General features: G+C 72.4%; 17 protein-coding genes and 1 pseudogene. 6 read left to right on the top strand and 12 right to left on the bottom strand.

What is annotated here, in order from left to right:
- Positions 1-208: pseudogene (locus ACZ6KF_RS10990) on the top strand (xylose isomerase); the annotation flags it as partial.
- A 92-nt stretch (positions 209-300) separates the two neighbouring features.
- On the opposite strand, the gene ACZ6KF_RS10985 reads toward ACZ6KF_RS10990, so the two are convergent.
- Positions 301-1599 (bottom strand): SWIM zinc finger family protein, encoded by a 1299-nt coding sequence (locus ACZ6KF_RS10985; RefSeq protein WP_469178013.1) that lies wholly within the window; start codon positions 1597-1599, stop codon positions 301-303.
- Entirely contained in the window at positions 1596-4484 is a 2889-nt protein-coding gene (locus tag ACZ6KF_RS10980) for a DEAD/DEAH box helicase (protein WP_469238154.1), read from the bottom strand. Before ACZ6KF_RS10980 ends, ACZ6KF_RS10985 begins: the two co-directional genes overlap by 4 nt.
- Positions 4485-4708: 224 nt before the next feature.
- On the opposite strand from ACZ6KF_RS10980, the gene ACZ6KF_RS10975 reads away from it, so the two are divergent.
- Positions 4709-4891 (top strand): hypothetical protein, encoded by a 183-nt coding sequence (locus ACZ6KF_RS10975; RefSeq protein ID WP_356630409.1) that lies wholly within the window; start codon positions 4709-4711, stop codon positions 4889-4891.
- A gap of 3 nt (positions 4892-4894) precedes the next feature.
- Here ACZ6KF_RS10975 and ACZ6KF_RS10970 read toward each other — a convergent pair whose 3' ends face one another.
- Both ACZ6KF_RS10970 and ACZ6KF_RS10965 read right to left on the bottom strand, forming a co-directional pair.
- A complete protein-coding gene (locus tag ACZ6KF_RS10970) occupies positions 4895-6286 on the bottom strand; it encodes a tannase/feruloyl esterase family alpha/beta hydrolase (RefSeq protein ID WP_469178011.1) in 1392 nt (463 codons plus the stop codon).
- A gap of 170 nt (positions 6287-6456) precedes the next feature.
- The gene (locus tag ACZ6KF_RS10965) at positions 6457-7356 is read right to left on the bottom strand and encodes a hypothetical protein (protein WP_469159457.1); all 900 of its coding nucleotides are present in this window, start codon (positions 7354-7356) and stop codon (positions 6457-6459) included.
- Between the two features lie 244 nt (positions 7357-7600).
- Here ACZ6KF_RS10965 and ACZ6KF_RS10960 point away from each other — a divergent pair, with 244 nt between their 5' ends.
- Complete coding sequence (locus ACZ6KF_RS10960) at positions 7601-8512, top strand: oxygenase MpaB family protein (RefSeq protein ID WP_356630403.1); 912 nt, start codon at positions 7601-7603, stop codon at positions 8510-8512.
- 15 nt (positions 8513-8527) lie between these two features.
- Here ACZ6KF_RS10960 and ACZ6KF_RS10955 read toward each other — a convergent pair whose 3' ends face one another.
- A complete protein-coding gene (locus ACZ6KF_RS10955) occupies positions 8528-9127 on the bottom strand; it encodes a class I SAM-dependent methyltransferase (RefSeq protein WP_356630401.1) in 600 nt (199 codons plus the stop codon).
- Between the two features lie 58 nt (positions 9128-9185).
- Entirely contained in the window at positions 9186-9614 is a 429-nt protein-coding gene (locus ACZ6KF_RS10950) for a PPOX class F420-dependent oxidoreductase (protein ID WP_356630399.1), read from the bottom strand.
- A 94-nt stretch (positions 9615-9708) separates the two neighbouring features.
- On the opposite strand from ACZ6KF_RS10950, the gene ACZ6KF_RS10945 reads away from it, so the two are divergent.
- Both ACZ6KF_RS10945 and ACZ6KF_RS10940 read left to right on the top strand, forming a co-directional pair.
- Positions 9709-10125, top strand: coding sequence for a roadblock/LC7 domain-containing protein (locus tag ACZ6KF_RS10945; protein ID WP_356630397.1), 417 nt, complete (start codon positions 9709-9711; stop codon positions 10123-10125).
- A 121-nt stretch (positions 10126-10246) separates the two neighbouring features.
- Entirely contained in the window at positions 10247-11137 is an 891-nt protein-coding gene (locus ACZ6KF_RS10940) for a DUF6397 family protein (protein ID WP_469238144.1), read from the top strand.
- Here the strand turns inward: ACZ6KF_RS10940 and ACZ6KF_RS10935 are convergent, their stop codons facing one another.
- Both ACZ6KF_RS10935 and ACZ6KF_RS10930 read right to left on the bottom strand, forming a co-directional pair.
- Positions 11138-12004, bottom strand: a complete 867-nt coding sequence (locus tag ACZ6KF_RS10935; RefSeq protein ID WP_356630393.1) for an acyl-CoA thioesterase — start codon at positions 12002-12004, stop codon at positions 11138-11140.
- Between the two features lie 19 nt (positions 12005-12023).
- A complete protein-coding gene (locus ACZ6KF_RS10930; RefSeq protein WP_469159454.1) occupies positions 12024-14588 on the bottom strand; it encodes a DEAD/DEAH box helicase in 2565 nt (854 codons plus the stop codon).
- Positions 14589-14682: 94 nt separating this feature from the next.
- Here ACZ6KF_RS10930 and ACZ6KF_RS10925 point away from each other — a divergent pair, with 94 nt between their 5' ends.
- Positions 14683-15477: a metal-dependent hydrolase gene (locus ACZ6KF_RS10925; RefSeq protein ID WP_356630433.1), complete on the top strand. Its 795-nt coding sequence runs from the start codon at positions 14683-14685 to the stop codon at positions 15475-15477.
- A 32-nt stretch (positions 15478-15509) separates the two neighbouring features.
- Here the strand turns inward: ACZ6KF_RS10925 and ACZ6KF_RS10920 are convergent, their stop codons facing one another.
- The 4 genes from ACZ6KF_RS10920 to ACZ6KF_RS10905 form a co-directional block, all read right to left on the bottom strand.
- On the bottom strand, positions 15510-15773 hold the full coding sequence (locus ACZ6KF_RS10920; protein ID WP_356630389.1) for a type B 50S ribosomal protein L31: 264 nt from the start codon (positions 15771-15773) through the stop codon (positions 15510-15512).
- A gap of 57 nt (positions 15774-15830) precedes the next feature.
- Positions 15831-16301 carry a DUF5709 domain-containing protein gene (locus ACZ6KF_RS10915; protein WP_469159453.1) on the bottom strand — a complete coding sequence of 157 codons (471 nt, stop codon included), beginning with the start codon at positions 16299-16301 and terminating at the stop codon, positions 15831-15833.
- 334 nt (positions 16302-16635) lie between these two features.
- Positions 16636-18453: an ABC transporter ATP-binding protein gene (locus ACZ6KF_RS10910; protein WP_469238142.1), complete on the bottom strand. Its 1818-nt coding sequence runs from the start codon at positions 18451-18453 to the stop codon at positions 16636-16638.
- Positions 18450-20300, bottom strand: coding sequence for an ABC transporter ATP-binding protein (locus ACZ6KF_RS10905; protein WP_469238140.1), 1851 nt, complete (start codon positions 20298-20300; stop codon positions 18450-18452). Before ACZ6KF_RS10905 ends, ACZ6KF_RS10910 begins: the two co-directional genes overlap by 4 nt.
- Between the last annotated feature and the right edge of the window lie 332 nt (positions 20301-20632).

Raw genomic sequence — 20632 nt, 5'->3', positions numbered from 1 at the left:
CCGCGCGGACCCGGAGGTCCAGGAGGCCCTGCGCGCCGCGCGTCTGGACGAACTGGCCCGCCCCACCGCCGACGACGGTCTGCAGGCGCTGCTCGGGGACCGCGCCTCGTTCGAGGAGTTCGACGTCGACGCCGCCGCCGCGCGCGGTATGGCCTTCGAGCGTCTGGACCAGCTCGCGATGGACCACCTCCTCGCCGCCCGCGGCTGAGCAGTCGGCCCGGCCGACCCTTCGGCGCCCCCGCGCGGAACGTCACGGACTCAACAGGTCCGCGACGCCCTCCGCGCGGGGCCCGCGGTGGCTCAGAGCGCTTCCTCCCCCGGGTCGCGCCCGAGCGAGGCCAGCGCGGTGGCCGGGTCGTGGGCCCCGCCCCCGGCCGGCACCCAGTGGCCGTCCTCCGCGCGGTAGGGCCACCAGCGGCCGTCACGGCCCAGACGCAGCTGGGCCGACCCGTCGGCGACCGTCCACCGGTTGCCGTGCACACACAGCGCGGGCCGTTCGCCCTCGTCCCAGGCCGCGTCCAGGGCCGCACACGCGCGTGCCCACGCTTCGCCCCGCACGTCCCACTCCTCCTCCAGCACACGGAGCGCGGTGACGCCTCCGTACCGCCACGCCCGGACGGCCGACGCCAGCTCTTTCCTGCTGCGCCCCGACCCTTCGGCGAGCCGGTCCACGACGGCCCGCTCGGGAGTACCGGCGGCCAGCCGCACGGCATCCTGGCCGACCGTCGGTTCCGCGCCCTCGGGCAGCAGTCCGGGTCCGGCGTGCAGGGACTCGGCCAGCAGCCGGTATGCCGCCACGGCGGTCCGGGCCGCCAGGAACTCCAGCGCCGCCGGATCCACCGGTCGTGCGGGCCGCGTCCCGGTGTCGAGCGACGGCGGGAGTCCCGGCTCGGACGGCAGCTCGGGCAGGGCGGGAAGCGGCGGGAGGATGTCACCGGCCGCGTACGCCTCGCCGGCGTCCACACCGGGCGGTGCCGCGGTCTCCTCGCGGGGTTCGGCGCCGCGTGACTGGAGGTTCGCCAGCAGGGCACGCCCGCCGCGCCCCCGCATCAGCAGCAGCACGAGGGGGTCCTCGTCGAGCAACCGCGCCACCTGGTAACAGAGCGCCGCGGTGTGCCCGCAGTGGTCCCAGGCGCCGCAGTCGCACTCGGGCTCCAGATCACCCGTCCCCGGCAGCAGGTCCACCCCGGCCGCCGCCGCGTCCTCCACGAGGTGCGGTGGCATCTCCCCGTCGAGCAGCGCGGCGACATGCCCCGCACGCTCCGCGGTCATCTCCAGGAAACGGTCCCACTGCTCGGCCGGCAGCTCGGCGAGGAGGACATCGGCCCGGTGCCCCGTGCCGTCCCGGTCCTGCACGACGGCGGTGATGCGCCCCGGCCGCACCGACACCGCTCCCACGGCCCCCGCGCGCGCGAGCCGACGACCGGTCCTCACCTGCTCCCCGTCCAGCGCCGCCTCCTCCAGCGCCTTCAGCCACGCCCGGCCCCACCAGGTCAGCGCGAAACCACGCCCCCGCGCGGGCGGCAGCGCGGCGAAGGTGCGCTCCACTTCGCCGGGTCGGCCGGTGGTGCGCCCGCCGCAGTCGCGGTACCCGTTCATCGCGTGCCTCCTCGCAGCTCGACCAGTTCGGCCAGCTCGGCGTCCGTCAACTCGGTCAGCGCGGCCTCGCCCGAACCGAGCACCGCGTCGGCAAGCTGCCGTTTGCGGCTCAGCATGTCGGCGATGCGGTCCTCGATGGTGCCCTCGGCGATCAGCCGGTGCACCTGCACGGGCCGGTTCTGGCCGATGCGGTGGGCGCGGTCCGTGGCCTGTGCCTCGACGGCCGGGTTCCACCAGCGGTCGTAGTGCACGACGTGCTCGGCCCGGGTGAGGTTCAGCCCCGTGCCCGCCGCCTTGAGCGAGAGGAGGAAGACGGGCACGTCACCGTCCTGGAACCGCCGGACCATCGCTTCCCGCTCGGCCACGGACGTCCCGCCGTGCAGGAACTGCGCGGACACGCCGAGCTGTGCCAGGTGCCGTTCGAGGAGCCGTCCCATGCCCACGTACTGCGTGAAGACGAGTACGCTCGCGTCCTCGGAGAGGATCGTGCCGAGTAGCTCGTCCAGCAGCTCCAGCTTCCCTGAGCGACCGGCGATCCTGGGACGCTCCTCCTTGAGGTACTGCGCCGGATGGTTGCAGATCTGCTTCAGCCCGGTCAGGAGCTTCATGATCATCCCCCGCCGCTCCATGCCGTCGGCACCGGCGATTGCCGCGAGGGTCTCCCGCACCACCGCCTCGTACAGCCCCGCCTGCTCGTCGGTGAGGGACACGGCACGGTCGGTCTCCGTCTTCGGCGGCAGCTCGGGCGCGATCCCGGGGTCCGACTTGCGGCGCCGCAGCAGGAACGGGCGGACGAGCCGGGCCAGCCGTTCCGCGGCGGCGGGGTCGCGGTCGTCCTCGATCGCCCGCGCGTACCGCGCGCGGAAGGCGCCGAGGCGGCCGAGCAGCCCCGGCGTGGTCCAGTCGAGGATCGCCCAGAGTTCCGACAGGTTGTTCTCCACCGGCGTGCCCGTGAGCGCCACGCGCGCGCGTGCGCCGATGGCACGCAGCTCCCGCGCGGTCGAGGAGTAGGGGTTCTTGACGTGCTGCGCCTCGTCCGCCACGACCAGCCCCCACGTCACCTCGGACAGCCGGGCCCGGTCCAGCCGCATCGTGCCGTACGTCGTGAGCACGAACTCCCCGTCGGCCAGACCGTCCAGGTCACGCCCCGCCCCGTGGAAACGGCGCACCGGCGTGCCCGGGGCGAACCGCTCGATCTCCCGCTGCCAGTTGCCCATGAGGGATGTCGGACACACCACCAGGGTGGGCCCGGCGGAGTCCGGGTCGCACTGCCGGTGCAGGTGCAGCGCGATCAGCGTGATCGTCTTTCCCAGGCCCATGTCGTCGGCGAGGCAGCAGCCCAGCCCGAGGGACGTCATCCGGGCCAGCCAGTTCAGTCCCCGCCGCTGATAGTCACGCAGGTCGGCGGCGAGTGCGGCAGGCTGCTCGACGGGCTCGTGCGCCTCGGGGTCCGCGAGCCGTTCCCGCAGCTCCGCCAGCCGGCCCGTCGGCTCCACCTCGACGCGGTGGCCGTCGACCTCCGCGGAGCCCGTCAGAGCGGCGCCGAGCGCGTCCACGGGTGCGATCCTGCGGTTCTGCCGGGCGCGGGCACTGCGTACCTGCCGAGGGTCGATCAGTACCCACTGGTCGCGCAGCCGGACGAGGGGACGGCTCGCCTCCGCGAGGCGGTCCAGTTCCTCGCGTGTCAGTTGCCGGTCGCCCAGGGCGAACCGCCAGTCGAAGGCGAACAGCGCGTCGGCGGAAAGGAACGACGGTCCGTCCGAGAGCAGACGCGTTCGCCCCTGCGGGGGACCGACGACCGCCCGCGCGGTCAGCCCGCGGGCCGCCTCCCGGGGCCAGTGCACCTCGACGCCGGCGCCCGCGAGCGCCGCGGCGCCCTTGCCCAGGAGTTCGGCGACCTCCTCGTCGGCCAGGTCCACGGTGTCCGGCACCGCGGCCGACAGCAGGGGAGTGAGCGGCGGCCACGCCCGTGCGGCGCGCCGCAGCGCCAGCAGGGCGTCCATCCGCGCACGGGCGCCGAACGCGCGGGCGGCGGCACTGGTCCCGGTCCACACCTCGGCGGCGTCCGTGACCAGAGCGGGATCGCTCAGGCTGTGCACTTGGAGCACGGCGCGGAAGGCGGGCGCCGACTCCTGCGGAGTGGTGTCCGTCAGGCCGGGCGCCTCGACGCGCAGCGAGATGCGCACGCCCGCATCGTGGCCCGCCGCGACGTCGGCAGCCCAATCCCGCAGTTCGGGCAGGTGCTGCGGCTCGGTCGCCGCGTAGGCGGGACCGCCGGTCACCAGTGTGGCCGCCGGGGAGCGGGGCAGCGTGTCGGCGATCGCGTCCAGGAAGGCGCGCAGCAGCAGTTCCGGGTCGGGCAGCCGGAGGGGGCCGTCCGCTCCGGCTGCCTGGGTGTCGCCGGTCCCGCCGAGGGGCGTGGCATGCGCCTCCGGTGGCATGGCGGCGGCGAGCCGCCGGACGGCCTCGACGTCCTCCGAGCCCAAGGGACCCGTGCGCCAGGCGTCATGGCCGCCCGCCGAAAGGCCGGGCAACAGCAGGCCGCGCGCGGCGAACTGCAGGCCGAGCAGGGTGGCCGCGCCCCAGAAGACGGCCGACCGGTGCCCGTCCGCGGACACACGCGCGCGCGTGAGGACGGGCAGTGCCGCGCGTACCGGCAGCACGACGGACGGCACGGTCACGGGCTCGACGGTCTCGCCGTCCGGCACGACGACGGTCAACTCTTCTGCGCTGCCCGTCTCCTGAGTCCGTGGGGCAGTGCCGTCACCGTGCCAGAACGCGACTCGGCCGGCGCGGGGCGGGTCGCCGGGCAGGAACACGGCACGGCACCGGTCCGGTTCGGAGATGTCAAAGGGGGATGGCGCGGGGAATGTCTGCGCAGCGATGACTGATTCCTCAAATTTGACTACTGGCTTGGAGTCGCCGAGGATACAGCGCTTCACTGGTCGGCTGACGATCTGAGAGTGTGGTGTCCGACACATGCAGGAGGTCTAGGGGAGGACGTCAGGGATCTCTCAGGGTGCCCTCGGGGTCGGACGCGGAACCGGCCGAGGCGCGGGCGCGTTCTTCCGGACAGAGAGCGGCACCGGCCGCGAAGGAGGCGACACACATGTCGAAGAAGGCGAAGATCGCCGCAGGGGGTGTGGCGGTCGGGCTCATCCTGACGATCTGGCTCCCCTTGTGGGCAGCGCTGCTGATCGTGCTGGGCGTCCCGGCCGCCGCCTACCTCACGCTCGACCCCTCGCAGCGGCGTCGGCTGCGCCGTGTCTCCCGCAAGGAACTCGGCCGCTGAAGGTCACCGGCTCCCGGCGGCGCTGCCGTCCAGCGCACAGGCATTGACCACGTCACCGCCCGAGGGCCGGCCGACGGTCCGGTCCGCGGGCGGGCGGACGCCCCGCTCCACCCAGGTCACCAGCGCCTCGAAGGCCGTCAGGTAGCAGGGGAGGATCGGCCGGAGCCGGTCGGGGTGGGTGTCGTACAGCCCGTCGACATGGGTTCCGCCCTCGATCGTGTAATAGCGGTGCAGGGCACCCCGCCCGCTCCGGTCGACCATGCGCGCGTACACGTCGGAGTCGGCGGCCTTCGGCAGCAGGGTGTCCAGATCGCCGTGCACCGTGATCAGCGGCTTGCCGACGCGGCCGGTCAGGGCCACTTCGGCCACCGCGCGACGGACGGACGCGGGCCGCGAGGCGTAGTCGTAGGCGGCGTCGGACGCGCACGGCGCCAGGATCTCGTCCAGGGTGCTCCCGGCCGACGCTCCCGGACAGTCCGGGTCGTAGGCGGGGTCGAACTCGGCGCGGTACGTCTTCTGCGTGACGCCCCAGTAGGCCTTCTCGTGGTACGGCCAGAGGAACTCCGAACCGCGCGCGAAGCCGACCCGGTAAAGGTCCTCGTCCGAGGCCGAGCCCACGCTCCGGGCCACCGCGGCGGGCAGGGAGGTGAGCAGGTTGGGCCCGTGCGCCGTCCACAGCGCGCCCTCCCAGTCCACTCCGCCGTCGTACAGCTCCGGATGGTTCTCCAGCTGCCACCGGGTGAGATAGCCGCCGTTGGAGATGCCGGTCATATAGGTGCGGTGCGGCGCCTGCCCGTAGCGCTGGGCGACTGCCCTGCGGGCCGCGCGGGTGAGCTGGGTCGTCCGCATGTTCCACTCGGCGACCGCGTCCCCGGGCCTGGCGCCGTCCCGGTAGAAGTCGGTGCCGTTGTTGCCCTTGTCGGTCGCGGCGTACGCGAACCCCCGCGCCAGCACCTGATCGGAGATGGCCTTGTCCGTCGCGTACTGACGCCGGGTTCCCGGCGCGCCCGTGACGACGAGACCACCGTTCCAGCGATCCGGCAACCGGATCACGAACTGCGCGTCGTGCCGCCAGCCGTGCGTGGCGTTGAACCGCGAGGAATCCGGGAAGTAGCCGTCGATCTGCACCCCGGGCACTCCGGACGGCGTGTGCGTGGCACGGGCGGTGAGCCCCGTCTGGTCGGCCGGATCGGTGTACGGCGTACCGGCCAGACCGGTGGTGGTCAGATCGGGCAGACAGGCCGTCCGCTGGAAGGCCGCGCCCGGCACCCGCACCCGGTCCTGCCGTGCGCAGTGGCCGTCACCGGGGTCCGAGGCGGCGGCCGGAGCCGGCCCGGCCAGGGCCGCCGCCACGAGAGCGGCGCTGAGTAGGGGAACACCACGGGACGGACGCATCGGGGGCCTCCACACGGGACGGAGCGGGCGGGAGCCGTCGGCCGCACGGCCGAGGGCTGCCCCATCGTGCGGTGCTCCGCTCACGTCATCCATGGAGTGGCACCACATGCCGCACGGTGCGCGCGTGGTGGCCCAAGACATTCATCGGTCGGGGCGTCCGACCGGGGTGATCAACTGGGCCGGACGGCCATCCTGTCCAGTGCCTCCAGCAGCCCCGGCAGCTCGGGTCCCCGTCCCACCGGGAGGACTTCCCCGGGAGCCTCGTCGAGCAGCACGAACGCGATGTCGTCGGTCCTGGCCACCAGTGACCAGCCCGGACCGTCGGCGCGCAGCGTCCGCGCGTCCCCGGGCGCGAAGGACGACCGCACCCGACCCAGCGGCGGCGGCGAGTCCACATAACCCCGGGCCTCCGCGAGGACCCGCCGTATCCGGGTCCGGCTCTCGCCCCCGGCCGGCTGCGCGGCGTCCTCGTCCGAGGAGGCGTCGGAGGCGGCGGGGGACCCGTCGGGAGCCTCGGCGCCGTCCGATGTGCCCGGGCCGCCCTGTGAGCCGCCGCCGGACGGCACGAACTGCGAGTCGTCGATCTGCCCCCGCCACGCCGCCCACTGCAGCGCGATCTCGTCCGCGCCCAGGCGCCGCTGGGCGGGTCCCCAGCCCGCGGTGTCCGGCGGACACAGCACGGGACCGTCCACGACCTCGGGGCCCGGGTCGTGCGGCGGGGGCACGTGGGGAGCGGCGACGGCGACGGCGAGCGGCCAGCCGGGCAGGGCCGCCACCACGGACCGCTCGTCGGGGGACAGGTCGTACTCCATGCCGCAGTCCCAGGAGGCGATGGCGACCGCGACGAGCGACACGTCGTCCGTGACGACGGTCCACCGCGCGCCGTCCCCGTCCTGCCCCAGCACCAGGCCGTAGCCGTCGGCGAGCGGCGCGAGACCGAGCGCCGCGCAAGCCTCCGGATAGTCGTCGCCCAGCACGCTCGGGAACTGCGCCGGCGTGAGCAGCACCGCCGTGAGCACATAGAGCGCATCGTCCGCGGCGGCGACGGCGCCCTCGTCCGTCCCGGCCATCCCAGCCTCCCCAGGAGTTCGTCCAACGGCGCGCACCCTAATGCGCCCGGGAGCCCCTTGTCACGACCTCCCGGACCAGCCGGAGCTGCGGTGATGCAGCGGGAGGAGGTGAAACGCTCCGGCCTGCACCCCGGTTGGGGCGGGCCCTCGGCCGTCGTGGGAAAGTTCTTCTCTCGCTGAGCGTCGATCTACCGCTACGCACCGTAGAGTTGAAGGGAGTCGGCGGCAGAAGGGGGACGGCAGGGTGAGGCGTTTCGAGAGGCTCGAGCAGATCCGGCGGATGGACCCGCACAAGGACGCGTCGGAGATCTACCGGCTCAGCGCGGCGTACGAGTTCCCCTGGGACCACACCCGCGCGCTCGAGCTGGCCCTCTACCGCACCTACGCGGTGCCCTCCATCGGCGGGCTGCTCGCCGAGACGGCGGAGCTGACCGACCGGTCGCAGAAGCGCTACGACGACACATCGCTGCTCCTCGACACGGTCGTCGAGCACGGCTTCGACAGCGGTCTCGGCCGCACGGCGATCCGCCGCATCAACGGGATGCACCGCTCCTACGACATCAGTGACGACGACATGCGCTATGTGCTCTGCACGTTCGTCGTGATGCCCAAACGGTGGATCGACGCCTATGGCTGGCGGCGCCTGTCGCGGCACGAGGTGATCGCCTCCACCGTCCACTACACCACCCTCGGCCGGTACATGGGCATCAAGGGCATCCCGGGCTCCTACGAGGAGTTCGAGTCCTACCTCGACGCCTACGAGGAGACGCACTTCGCGTGGGACGAGGGCGCACGCCGCGTCTCCGACGCCACGCTCGACCTGATGGCCTCCTGGTATCCCCGCCCGCTCGCCCCCCTCCTGCGCACGGCCACCCTCGCTCTCCTCGACGACCCCCTGCTGCGCGCCTTCCGCTACCCGCCGCCCGGCCCGGCCACCCGCGCCCTCGTCCGTCGCGCCGTACGACTGAGGGGGCGCGCCGTACGGCTCCTGCCGCCACGCCGCGCACCCCACTACGCCCGGCAGAACCGCGAGATCAAGGGCTACCCCAACGGCTACCGGGTGAACGACTTGGGCACCTGGCCGGTTCCCGGCTTCGGCGGGTGCCCTGTGCGGCACGCGGAGGGACCGGCCAGGGACGGCTCGGCCGCGGAGTGAGCCCACCCCTGGGCATCACTCTTCCCGGACGGCCAGGGCGAGGAAGCGGGTGTCCTCGTCGGTGTACGACGTCATGCGCCACCCCGCCTTCGCCAGCAGCGGGCGAAGGTTGGGCTCCGCGCGCAGGTCGTCGGATGTGATCCGGCGGCCATGGCGGGCCGCGAGCGCGGCCCGGCCGATGGGGTGGAACAGCGCCAGCACACCGCCGCTGCGCACCACGCGCGCCAACTCCCGCAGATTCGCCAATGGTTCGGGCAAGTGTGCGACCAGGCCCGCCGCGAACACCGCGTCGAGCGAGCCGGAACGCAGCGGCAGTGCCGCCACGTCGGCGAGCAGGAGCCGCCCGTCACGATCACGACCGGCGCGTACCGCGACGTCCAGCATGGCGGCGGTCAGATCCACCCCCAGGACCACCCCCGCGGGTCCCACGGCGGCCCGCAGTGGTGGCAGGGCGCGACCTGTGCCGCACCCCGCGTCGAGGACCCGGTCACCCGCGCGCAGGCCCAGCTCGGCGACAGCCGCCGCGTAGGCCGGGCCGTCGTGCGGGAATCTGCCGTCCCAGCCGGCCGCACGGGCCGCGAAGAACTCCTGGACGTGTGTGCGGTCGTCGCTCATGTTCCGCATCATCCCCCACCAGCGAGTTATGCGTCGGTGTACCCGTGTGCGAGTGGGCTCAGTCGGACACCCCCTTCTCCGCCGGCACCTTGTCGATCACCACCCGGACGAGGAGTTCTCCGGGTACACCGTTGCGGGCGCCGAATTCCTCCGCCCGCTCCTCACCCATGTACCGCGCGCCGAGGAGGGCCGCCCAGCGCCGGACCTCCACCAGATCCTCCACGATCCGGGCGCGGCCCTCCAGGACCGTATGGGCGAACGGCGGCCGGTCGTCGTCCACGCACAGGGCGACCCGGCCGTCCCGGGCAAGGTTGCGTCCCTTGACCGTTCCCCTGCCGGTGGTGAAGACCAGCTCGTCGCCGTCGAGCAGGAACCAGACGGGGGCGAGGTGCGGGCGCCCGTCCGCCCGGACGGTGGCCAGTTTCGCGGTACGGGTGCCGTGTGTGACGAACTCGCGCCACTCGGTGTCGGTCATCTTATCCGCCATGCCCGACATCCTCCTTGCCCGGGAACCGGTCGTGGGGAAGGCTGGCGGAGAGATCCTCCGGCCAGGGGGAGTCGGCACACGGGGAGACCGAACCATGGCGCAGAACCGGAAACTGGGCTGGCTGCTGGACGACCTGACCGAACGCGTCGAGCATGTGCGGCATGCGCTGGTCCTGTCCAACGACGGGCTGGTGACCGGAGCGAGTACGGGACTGCGACGCGAGGACGCCGAGCACCTGGCGGCGGTGGCGTCCGGCCTGCACAGCCTGGCCAAGGGATCGGGACGCCACTTCGGCGCCGGGCAGGTGCGCCAGACGATGGTCGAGTTCGACGAGGCGGTCCTCTTCGTCACCGCCGCCGGCAGCGGCAGCTGCCTGTGCGTGCTCAGCGGCGCCCAGGCGGACATCGGCCAGATCGGCTACGAGATGACCCTGCTCGTCAACCGGGTCGGCGAGCACCTCGGGCTCGATGCCCGAAAGCCCGAACAGCAGACCCCGAACGAACCGTCCTGACCTGCTCGTTCCTCACCCCTGCGGAGTTATCCACAGGCTCGCCGCGATCTCGGCGAGACCGGTTACGGTTCTGTCATCGCCAACGCACACAGCGTGAGCACAGAACCTCCACGGGGGCACCATGTCAGGCAGCACCGTCACCGCATCGAGGCGCGCGAGCCTCGCACCGAGCCACGCCGCCCGCGAGCTGGGCCTGAAACGACGTGAGTTCGAGCTGGCCGTGAACCTCGGACGGATCCGCACCGTGCCCGACGAGGGAGGCGGAGGACGCCGCGTCGCCCGTACCGAGATCGAACGGCTGCGCTCACTGGACGGCTTCCCCGACACACTGCGGGACGGCGTCCGCGCGGTGGCCGGCACCGAGGCGGCCAGGCTCATGGACGTGTCCGAGGCGCGGTTCAAGCGCCTGGCCCGCCTCGGCCTGATCGTGCCGGTCCTCTTCTACGTGAACCGCTACGGCGCCCTGGTCTGGATCTACCTGGCCGACGAGGTGGGGCAGTTCGCCGCGGACGAGAAGAACGCCCCGCTGCTCAACGGGCGCACGCCCGAGCCGCTGAAGAAGCAACTGGACACAGGGCTCGACCTGCGCCCCCGCAACTGGCGCGGACGCCACCTCAGATTCATGCTGCGACAGGCCGAGGACCCCTGGGAACGCGCCGGGGCCTTCGCGGCGCTGCTCGACCCCGCGCTGATCGCCGACATGGTCAAGGACCTCTACGAACGCGCTCACCTGAACCGGTTCCGGCCGGGACCGCCCGGCCACACCAGCCCAGGAACACCGGCCGCGCGGCTCGCCGAGCAGCTCATGACGGCGAGCGACGCGGACGAGATCGACTGGCTGCGGGCCGACCTCGCGGCAGCCCTGGCCGAGGCCCGCGAACACCGGCAGGCGCCGCGTCCCACCCGCCCGTCGGCACCGGTGCACACCCTGCCCGAGCCGCGCCGGGACGCAGCCGAGCCGCAGCGGCCTCGCAGCCTGCTGCACTGGCTGCGGCGATGCAGAGGCGTCTGACTACAGCGCCCGGAACAGCCCTTCCTGGACGACCGACACCAGCAGCCGGCCCTCAAGGTCGTAGATCCGGCCTCGGGCGAGCCCTCGTCCGCCCGTGGCGATCGGCGACTCCTGGTCGTACAGGAACCACTCGTCCGCGCGGAACGGCCGGTGGAACCACATCGCGTGATCCAGCGACGCCATGTCGAACCCCCGCGGACCCCACAACGGCTCGACCGGAATGCGGACCGCGTCCAGCAGCGTCATGTCACTGGCGTACGTCAGCGCGCAGGTGTGCACGAGCGGATCGTCACCCAGCGGACCGACCGCGCGCATCCATACCGCGCTGCGCGGGTCCGCGCCCTTGATCTCGTCGGGCGTCCAGCGCAACCGGTCCACATAACGGATGTCGAAGGGCTGACGCCGCGCCATCCGCTCCAACTGTTCCGGCAACTCCCCCAGATGCTCCCGGATCTCGTCCACCACCGTCGGCAGGGACTCCGGGTCGGGAACCTCTCGGGCCGGCGGCAACTGATGCTCGAAGCTCCCTTCCTCGGGCTTGTGAAAGGAGGCGGTGAGATTGAAGATCGTGCGGCCCTGCTGCACAGCGGTGACCCGGCGGGTCGTGAACGACCGCCCGTCCCGCACCCGTTCGACCTGGTACACGATCGGCACCCCGGGGCGGCCCGGGCGCAGGAAGTACGCGTGCAGCGAGTGCACGGGCCGGTCGCCCTCCGTGGTCCGGCCCGCGGCCACCAGCGCCTGGCCCGCGACCTGGCCGCCGAAGACCCGCTGCAGCGACTCCTCGGGGCTGCGGCCCCGGAAGATGTTGACCTCGATCGGCTCCAGGTCGAGCAGATCGACGAGCTTCTCGGCCGGGTTCGTCATGGGTGCCTTTCTCCTGTGCTCACAGCTGTCCGACGTCGGTGACGCGGACCACGGCGCGGCCCTCCGCGTCGGAGGCCGCCAGATCGATCTCCGCGCTGATGCCCCAGTCATGATCGTCATTGGGGTCGTCGAAGATCTGCCGGACGCGCCACAGCCCGTGCTCCGGCTCCTCCTCGATCAACAGCAGCTTCGGGCCGCGGGCGTCGGGGCCGGTGCCGAGGTCGTCGTACTCGTCCCAGTACTTGTCCATCGCCTCACCCCAGGCCTGCGCGTCCCAGCCGGACTCGCCGTCCAGCTCGCCCAGCTCCTCGACCTGGTCCAGGGCGGCCAGCTCGACCCGGCGGAACATCGCGTTGCGCACCAGGACGCGGAAGGCGCGTGCGTTGGCGGTGACCGGCTTGACCTGGTCGGCCTTCTCCTGGGCCTCCTCGGCGGTCATCTCCTCCGGGTTGGCGAGCTGCTCCCACTCGTCGAGCAGACTGGAGTCCACCTGGCGCACCATCTCGCCCAGCCAGGCGATCAGATCCTCCAGGTCCTCCGATTTCAGGTCGTCCGGGACGGTGTGGTCGAGGGCCTTGTAGGCGCCGGCCAGGTAGCGCAGCACGATGCCCTCGGTGCGGGCCAGCTCGTAGACGGAGACCAGCTCCGTGAAGGACAGCGCGCGCTCGTACATGTCCCGGACGACGGACTTCGGCGACAGCGGATGGTCGCCGACCCACGGATGGCTCTTGCGGTACGTGTCGTACGCGTGGAAGAGCAACTCCTCCAAGGGCTTCGGGTAGGTGATGTCCTGGAGCCGCTCCATGCGCTCCTCGTACTCGACACCGTCCGCCTTCATCGCCGCCACGGCCTCGCCCCGCGCCTTGTTCTGCTGGGCGGCGAGGATCTGGCGCGGGTCGTCGAGCGTGGACTCCACGACGGACACCATGTCCAGGGCGTACGACGGCGATTCCGGGTCCAGGAGCTCGAAGGCGGCCAGGGCGAACGTCGACAGCGGCTGGTTCAGGGCGAAGTCCTGCTGCAGATCCACCGTGAGCCGGACGATACGGCCCTCGGCGTCGGGCGTGTCCAGCTTCTCGACGATGCCGCCGTCGAGCAGCGAGCGGTAGATGGCGATCGCGCGCCGGATGTGCCGCAACTGCTGCTTTCGCGGCTCGTGGTTGTCCTCCAGCAGATGGCGCATCGCCTCGAAGGCGTTGCCGGGACGGGCGATCACCGACAGCAGCATCGTGTGCGTCACCCGGAAACGCGACGTCAGCGGCTCCGGTTCGGAGGCGATGAGCTTCTCGAAGGTGTCCTCCGACCAGGCCACGAAACCCTCGGGCGCCTTCTTGCGCACCACCTTGCGACGCTTCTTCGGATCGTCGCCCGCCTTGGCGAGTGCCTTCTCGTTCTCGATGACGTGCTCGGGCGCCTGGGCGACGACGAAGCCCTCCGTGTCGAAGCCCGCCCGCCCGGCCCGCCCGGCGATCTGGTGGAACTCCCGCGCGCGCAGCGTGCGCACCCGGCTGCCGTCGTACTTGGTCAGCGCCGTGAACAGCACGGTGCGAATGGGCACGTTGACGCCGACGCCCAGGGTGTCGGTGCCGCAGATGACCTTCAGCAGACCGGCCTGCGCCAGCTTCTCCACCAGGCGCCGGTACTTCGGCAGCATGCCGGCGTGGTGCACGCCGATGCCGTGCCGGACGTACCGGGAGAGGTTGCGGCCGAACTTGGTCGTGAAGCGGAAGTTGCCGATCAGCTCGGCGATCCGGTCCTTCTCCTCCCGCGAGCACATGTTGATGCTCATCAGCGCCTGCGCCCGTTCCACGGCCTGGGCCTGGGTGAAGTGCACGATGTAGACGGGCGCTTGACGCGTCTCGAGCAGCTCGGTCAGCGTTTCGGTGAGCGGGGTGCGGCGGTACTCGTAGGAGAGCGGCACGGGCCGCGTCGCCGAGCGGACCACCGAGGTCGGGCGGCCGGTGCGCCGGGTGAGGTCCTTCTCGAACATCGAGACGTCGCCGAGGGTGGCGGACATCAGGATGAACTGCGCCTGCGGCAGTTCGAGCAGCGGAATCTGCCAGGCCCAGCCCCGGTCCGGCTCGGCGTAGAAGTGGAACTCGTCCATGACGACCTGGCCGACGTCCGCGTGCCTGCCGTCGCGCAGTGCGATCGACGCGAGGACCTCGGCGGTGCAGCAGATCACCGGGGCGTCGGCGTTGACGGAGGCGTCGCCGGTGAGCATACCGACGTTCTCGGTGCCGAACAGCTTGCACAGCTCGAAGAACTTCTCCGAGACGAGCGCCTTGATCGGGGCCGTGTAGAAGGTGACCTCGTCGCGGGCCAGCGCGGCGAAGTGGGCGCCCGCGGCGATCATGCTCTTGCCGGATCCGGTGGGCGTCGACACGATCACGTTCGCGCCGGACACCACCTCGATCAGCGCCTCCTCCTGGTGGGGGTAGAGGGTGAGACCGCGATCCTGGGCCCACGACTCGAAGGCTTCGTAGAGGGCGTCGGGGTCGGCGGTCTGCGGCAGCTGATCGATGAGGGTCACGCCCCCATCTTGCCTGGCCTCCGGTCGGATGAGGGAATCGGATGCCCGCACGAAGATCGCGAACGCTACGCTGTGTCGCCGGCACGACGTCGGCGCACAGCGCCAACTGCACAGCGGCACACCAGGAACGGGGCGGGCTACGGCGATGATGGGACCAGCGCATTCTCTCTCCGGCGCCGCGGCCTGGCTCGGTGTCGGAGCGGCCGCGACGGCGGCGGGGCACTCGATGCCCTGGCCGGTTCTGCTGTGCGGCGCCCTGATCTGCGCCGGCGCCGCGCTCGCCCCGGACCTCGACCACAAGGCGGCCACCATCTCGCGCGCCTTCGGACCGCTGTCGCGCTGGCTGTGCGGGATCGTCGACAAGCTTTCCTACGCCGTGTACAAGGCGACCAAGAAGCAGGGCGACCCGCGCCGCTCCGGCGGTCACCGCACGCTGACCCACACCTGGCTCTGGGCGGTCCTGATCGGCGCAGGCGCCTCGGTGCTGGCGATCACCGGAGGGCGCTGGGCGGTGCTCGCGCTCCTCTTCGTGCACCTGGTGCTGGCCATCGAGGGCCTGCTGTGGCGGGCCACCCGTGGTTCGAGCAGCGATGTGCTGGTGTGGCTGCTGGCGGCGACGAGCGCCTGGATCCTCGCCGGGATCCTGGACCAGCCCGGCAACGGCGCGGACTGGCTGTTCACGGAGCCGGGCCAGGAGTACCTGTGGCTGGGCCTGCCGATCGTGCTGGGCGCGCTGGTGCACGACATCGGGGACGCGCTGACCGTGTCGGGCTGCCCGATCCTGTGGCCGATACCGCTGGGCCGCAAGCGCTGGTATCCGATCGGCCCGCCCAGGGGCATGCGGTTCCGGGCGGGCAGCTGGGTGGAGCTCAAGGTGCTGATGCCGGCGTTCATGGTGCTCGGCGGAGTCGGCGGCGCGGCGGCGCTGAACGTGATCTGAGGCGCCCTCCTCCGCGGGGCAGCCGCCTGGTCTCATTCGGAGGCGCGGCGGATTCCCTCGCCGTAGCGGCGTTCGAAACGGGCGACGCGGCCCTCGGTGTCGACCGTGCGGGCCTTGCCCGTGTAGAAGGGGTGGCTCTCGGAGGAGATCTCGACGTCCACGACGGGGTAGGTCTCGCCGTCGTCCCACTCGATCGTCTGGTCGCTGGTCGCGGTGGACCTGGTCAGGAAGGCGTACCCGGCGGCCCGGTCACGGAAGACGACGGGGTGGTATTCGGGGTGCTTGTCCTGCTGCATGGCTGCTCCTGGGGTGGCGGTGACGTTGCCGGGTGCGGATGCGGACGGCGGCCGGGGTCAGCCGTAGAGGCTGTCCTCGTCGACGATGTGCACGGCTGCCTCCTCCGCGGAGGCGGCGGCGCCGTCGATGCCGACGTCGGTGGCGACCAGCGCGCTCTCCTCGTCCTCGTGCGCACCTTCGTCCGGGGCGACGAGCCGGCCGGAGCGGGCCGCGCCGACCTCGTTGTCGAGGGGCTCGCCGTCGGTGCCGTCGCAGTCGCCGATGCCGTCTCCGTCCGGCGGGGCGAGGTCGGGGAGTTCCTCGGCCAGCCGCTGGTCGAGGGTTTCGCCAGCCTGCCGCTCGGCGGCGGTGACGCCGGTGTGCTCGACCGCCCAGGGCCTCTCGGGAGGGGACCAGCCGCGGTCCAGAGGATTGTCGACCCCGTCGTTCTCCAGGGTGTCCTCCGCGTCGAGCAGTCCCGAATCGTCCTGAATCTCGGAGGCGTCGGGCTGGTAGACGTCGTCACCCCATCCGTCGGCGCTGTTCACGGGTACCTCCAGGTGGTCAGGACGGGGCCGCTCCCGCAGCGGTCGGCCACGCGGGTTCACGGGCGCTCCCCGAGCCTGCGCCGTCTTCCAGCCTTCCACCCCTTTTCGCACCCGCGCAACGGCACGGGCGACGGCCGCCGGCCTCCGACGGGCGGAGGTCGCCTCCCCGGGCCGGACGGCATCCCGCGCCCGGGACTCCGGGACGGGCCCTTGCGCCGGCGTGCCGCCCGGCGCAAGGCCCGAGCCCGGTTCGGCCCGCCGCTTCTTCCGGCAGCCCAGGTCCACCCCAGGTCTAAGCCCAGGTACGCCCAAGCCCGGGCCCCGCCCCGGTGTCTCACCCGTGCCAGGACCGCCACAGCGCCGCGTACGCGCCGTCCGCCGCGACCAGCTCGTCGTGGCTGCCCAGCTCGGTGATCCGGCCGTTCTCGACGACGGCTATGACGTCGGCGTCGTGGGCCGTGTGGAGGCGGTGTGCGATGGCGACGACCGTGCGGTCGTCGAGGACGCGGGCCAGGGACCGCTCCAGATGGCGTGCCGCGCGGGGATCGAGCAACGAGGTGGCCTCGTCCAGCACCAGCGTGTGCGGGTCGGCCAGCACCAGCCGGGCCAGCGCGATCTGCTGGGCCTGTGCGGGGGTGAGCGCCAGCCCGCCCGAGCCGACCTCCGTGTCCAGGCCGTCGTCGAGCCCTCGCACCCACTCGTCCGCGTCCACCGCGGCGAGCGCCGCCCACAGCTCGGCGTCGACGGCTTCGACGCGTGTCCCCTCGCCCGACCGCAGCCGGGAGGGCGGCAGGGCGAGGAGCAGGTTGTCGCGCAGGGATCCCACGAAGACGTGGTGCTCCTGGTTGACGAGGGCGACGTGGGAGCGGACGCGTTCCGCGGGCATCCGGGACAGTTCGGCGCCGCCGAGGGTGATCCGGCCCTCCCGAGGGGCGTAGATGCCGGCGAGCAGACGGCCCAGCGTGGACTTGCCCGCCCCCGAGGGACCCACCAGCGCCAGCCGGGTGCCGGGGGCGACCTCCAGCGACACCCTGCGCAGGACGTCCACGCCGTCCAGATAGCCGAAGCGCACCCGGTCGGCGTGCACATCGCGCCCGTCGGGCGCCACCGAGGGGTCACCGGCGGCCGGCTCGATGTCCCGGACGCCGACCAGCCGGCCCAGCGACACCTGGGCGACCTGCAGCTCGTCGTACCAGCGCAGGATCAGCCCGACCGGGTCGACCAGCATCTGGGCGATCAGCGCGCCGGTCGTCAGCTGACCGACGTCGAGCCAGCCCTGCAGGACGAACGCCCCGCCGACCATGAGGACCGAAGACAGGACCGTGACATGCGTGACGTTGATGACCGGGAAGAGCACCGACCGCAGCCAGAGCGTGTAGCGCTCCCAGGCGGTCCACTCCTTGATCCGCCGGTCGGACAGCTCCACCCGGCGCGCGCCGAGGCGGTGCGCCTCGATGGTGTGCCCGGCGTCGACGGTCTCCGCGAGAGCGGCGGCGACGGCGGCGTACCCGGCGGACTCCGAGCGGTAGGCGGACGGCGCGCGCCGGAAGTACCAGCGGCAGCCGACGATCAGCAGCGGCAGCGCGAGCAGCACGGCAGCGGCCAGCGGGGGCGCGGTGACGACGAGACCGCCCAGCAGCAGCACCACCCAGACGACGCCGATCGCCAGTTGCGGCACGGCCTCCCGCATGGCGTTGGCGAGCCGGTCGACGTCCGTGGTGATCCGGGACAGCAGATCGCCCGTGCCGGCCCGTTCGAGGACACCGGGCGGCAGTCCTACCGACCGGACGAGGAAATCCTCACGCAGGTCGGCCAGCATCCGCTCACCGAGTACGGCGCCTCGCAGCCGTACCTCGCGCACGAAACCGGCCTGCACGATCAGCGCCACCGCGAACAGGGTGACGGTGAGTCCGAGATGGAGCTCCCGTGCGCCCTGCGACACCCGCTCGACGAGCCCGCCGAGCAGGTAGGGGCCGACCATCGAGGCGATCACGGCGATCGTGTTGACGGTGATGAGGAGGAGAAAGGCCCGGCGGTGCCTGCGGAACAGCTCGGCCACATAGGCGCGCACGGTCGCGGGAGCGCCGACCGGCAGCGTGTGGGCCGTCGTCGGGGCCGCCGGGTCGTGGTCCGGCGGCGCGAGGCCGATCATGCGGTCTCCTCGATCTCTTCCAGGTCGTCCAGGTCGTGCAGGTCGTCCATGTTGTTCATGTTCTTCATGTGGTTCAGGCCGTCCGGGTCACCGTGGGGGCCGCCCGTGGCGGTCTCCTCCTCGGTCTCGCGGGTCACCACGGCCCGGTACCGGGGCTCCTTGTGCACCAGGTCCCGGTGGACGCCGACCGCGGCGACCTCGCCCTCGTGGACGAGCACCACCCGGTCCGCGCGGTCCAGCAGCAGCGGGGAGGAGGTGAAGACGACTGTGGTGCGGCCGCTGCGCAGTCCACGCACGCCCTCGGCGATCCGCGCCTCGGTGTGGGAGTCGACGGCAGAGGTCGGCTCGTCCAGGACCAGCACCTCCGGGTCGGTGATCAGGGAGCGGGCGAGAGCCAGCCGCTGGCGCTGGCCGCCCGACAGAGAGCGCCCGCGTTCGGTGATCCGCGCGTCCATCGGGTCGTCGGCGTGCAGGGAGCCCTGGGCGAGCGCCGCCAGGACGTCGTCGCACTGGGCGGCGGCCAGCGCCTCCGCCGGTTCGACGCCCCCGGAGGCGGGTACGTCGAGCAGTTCTCGCAGGGTGCCGGACAGCAGGACCGGGTCCTTGTCCTGGACCAGGACGGCGGTGCGGGCGCTGTCCAGGGGCAGTTCGTCCAGCGGGACGCCGCCCAGCCGCACGGAGACGCCCTCCTCGGAGGGGTGTCCGCCGAGACGTTCCGCCAGCCGTCCGGCGGCGTCCGGGTCGCCGCACACCACGGCGGTGAGGCGTCCGGCGGGGGCGAGCAGACCGGTGGCGGGGTCGTACAGATCGCCGCTCGGTAGGTCGGCCGGGCGGGAGCCGTCCGTGTCGGTGGCCCGTTCCAGTGACAGCACCGCGGCGGCCCGCCGGGCGGCGGGGCGGGAGAAGGAGTACGCCATGGCGATCTCCTCGAAGTGCCGCAACGGGTAGGTGAGGATCATGACGGAGCTGTAGACGGTGACGAGTTCGCCGACGGTGACACGGCCTTCGCGGGTCAGATGGACGCCGTACCAGACGACCACGATGAGCAGCACTCCCGGCAGCAGCACCTGGATCGCGGAGATCAGCGCCCACATGCGGGCGCTGCGCACGGCGGCGTGCCGGACCTCCTGCGAGGCCCTGCGGTAGCGGTCGAGGAACAGTTCCTCGCCGCCGATGCCGCGGAGCACGCGCAGGCCGGCGACGGTGTCCGAGGCCAGTTCGGTGGCGCGGCCGGCCTTCTCTCGCTGGACGTCGGCGCGCCGAGTGGCGCGGGGCAGCAACGGCAGGACCGCCACCGCCAGCACCGGCAGGCCGACCGCGACGACGACGCCGAGGGCCGGCTGGTAGACGACCAGACCGACGCAGACGAGCACCGCGGTGACGGCCGCGGCGCTGAAGCGGGAGATGGCCTCCACGAACCAGCCGATGCGTTCGACGTCGCCCGTGGACACGGCCACCACCTCGCCCGCCGCGACCCGCCGGGTCAGCGCGGAGCCGAGGTGGGCGGCCTTGCGGGCCAGGAGTTGCTGGAGGCGGGCGGCAGCCGTGATCCAGTTGGTGACGGCGGCCCGGTGCAGGAAGGTGTCGCCGACGGCGGTGCCGGCGCAGGCCAGGGCCAGCATTCCGCCCGCGAGGGCGAGCCGGCCGCCGGAGCGGTCGACGACGGCCTGGACGGCGAAGCCGACGCAGAACGGCAGCGAGGAGACCGCCACGAAGTGGAGCAGTCCCCAGGCCAGCGACTTGAGCTGACCGCGAAGTTGGTTCCGGCCCAGCCACCACAGCAATCGCGGTCCCGAGCGTGCGTCCGGCACGCCGGGGTCGGGATACGGAAGGTCTTGGATCTGCATGACGTCCCAGTGGCTAGGTGTCGACGGGCGGGGCGAGTGGCGAGCGGGTCAGGGAGAGGGGCGAGAGCGACGAGAGGAGCGGGCGAGCCGGGAGGAGAAGACGTGGGAGGACGAGAAGTCGATGACGGACGACATGCCGTTGCGCAGCACGAAGGGCCGCGAACGGCGGCAGCAGGCCGTGAAAGGTTCGCGTCAACGCGTGGTCGAAAGCAACCCGTTTTCCCCGTGGCCGCACGGATCCGGCTACGTCTTCGCACCCTCGCGGGCACTCACATCCGGCCACGCCTTCGTGTCCCCACACCCGCCCGGATCCGGCCCCCGCCCGGTGCCGG

It is taken from the genome of Streptomyces sp. NPDC046379 (assembly GCF_055587785.1).
Note: the sequence above shows the minus strand (reverse complement) of the source record. Positions and strands in the feature narration are given on the sequence as shown.

Excerpts from the sequence above, each read along its gene's own strand:
- ACZ6KF_RS10925 (WP_356630433.1), top strand. The coding sequence starts at position 14,683 with ATGATGGGACCAGCGCATTCTCTCTCCGGCGCCGCGGCCTGGCTCGGT.
- ACZ6KF_RS10985 (WP_469178013.1), bottom strand. The coding sequence starts at position 1,599 with ATGAACGGGTACCGCGACTGCGGCGGGCGCACCACCGGCCGACCCGGC.
- ACZ6KF_RS10910 (WP_469238142.1), bottom strand. The coding sequence starts at position 18,453 with ATGATCGGCCTCGCGCCGCCGGACCACGACCCGGCGGCCCCGACGACG.
- ACZ6KF_RS10975 (WP_356630409.1), top strand. The coding sequence starts at position 4,709 with ATGTCGAAGAAGGCGAAGATCGCCGCAGGGGGTGTGGCGGTCGGGCTC.
- ACZ6KF_RS10950 (WP_356630399.1), bottom strand. The coding sequence starts at position 9,614 with ATGGCGGATAAGATGACCGACACCGAGTGGCGCGAGTTCGTCACACAC.
- ACZ6KF_RS10940 (WP_469238144.1), top strand. The coding sequence starts at position 10,247 with ATGTCAGGCAGCACCGTCACCGCATCGAGGCGCGCGAGCCTCGCACCG.
- ACZ6KF_RS10970 (WP_469178011.1), bottom strand. The coding sequence starts at position 6,286 with ATGCGTCCGTCCCGTGGTGTTCCCCTACTCAGCGCCGCTCTCGTGGCG.
- ACZ6KF_RS10965 (WP_469159457.1), bottom strand. The coding sequence starts at position 7,356 with ATGGCCGGGACGGACGAGGGCGCCGTCGCCGCCGCGGACGATGCGCTC.
- ACZ6KF_RS10955 (WP_356630401.1), bottom strand. The coding sequence starts at position 9,127 with ATGAGCGACGACCGCACACACGTCCAGGAGTTCTTCGCGGCCCGTGCG.
- ACZ6KF_RS10920 (WP_356630389.1), bottom strand. The coding sequence starts at position 15,773 with ATGCAGCAGGACAAGCACCCCGAATACCACCCCGTCGTCTTCCGTGAC.
- ACZ6KF_RS10935 (WP_356630393.1), bottom strand. The coding sequence starts at position 12,004 with ATGACGAACCCGGCCGAGAAGCTCGTCGATCTGCTCGACCTGGAGCCG.
- ACZ6KF_RS10905 (WP_469238140.1), bottom strand. The coding sequence starts at position 20,300 with ATGCAGATCCAAGACCTTCCGTATCCCGACCCCGGCGTGCCGGACGCA.
- ACZ6KF_RS10945 (WP_356630397.1), top strand. The coding sequence starts at position 9,709 with ATGGCGCAGAACCGGAAACTGGGCTGGCTGCTGGACGACCTGACCGAA.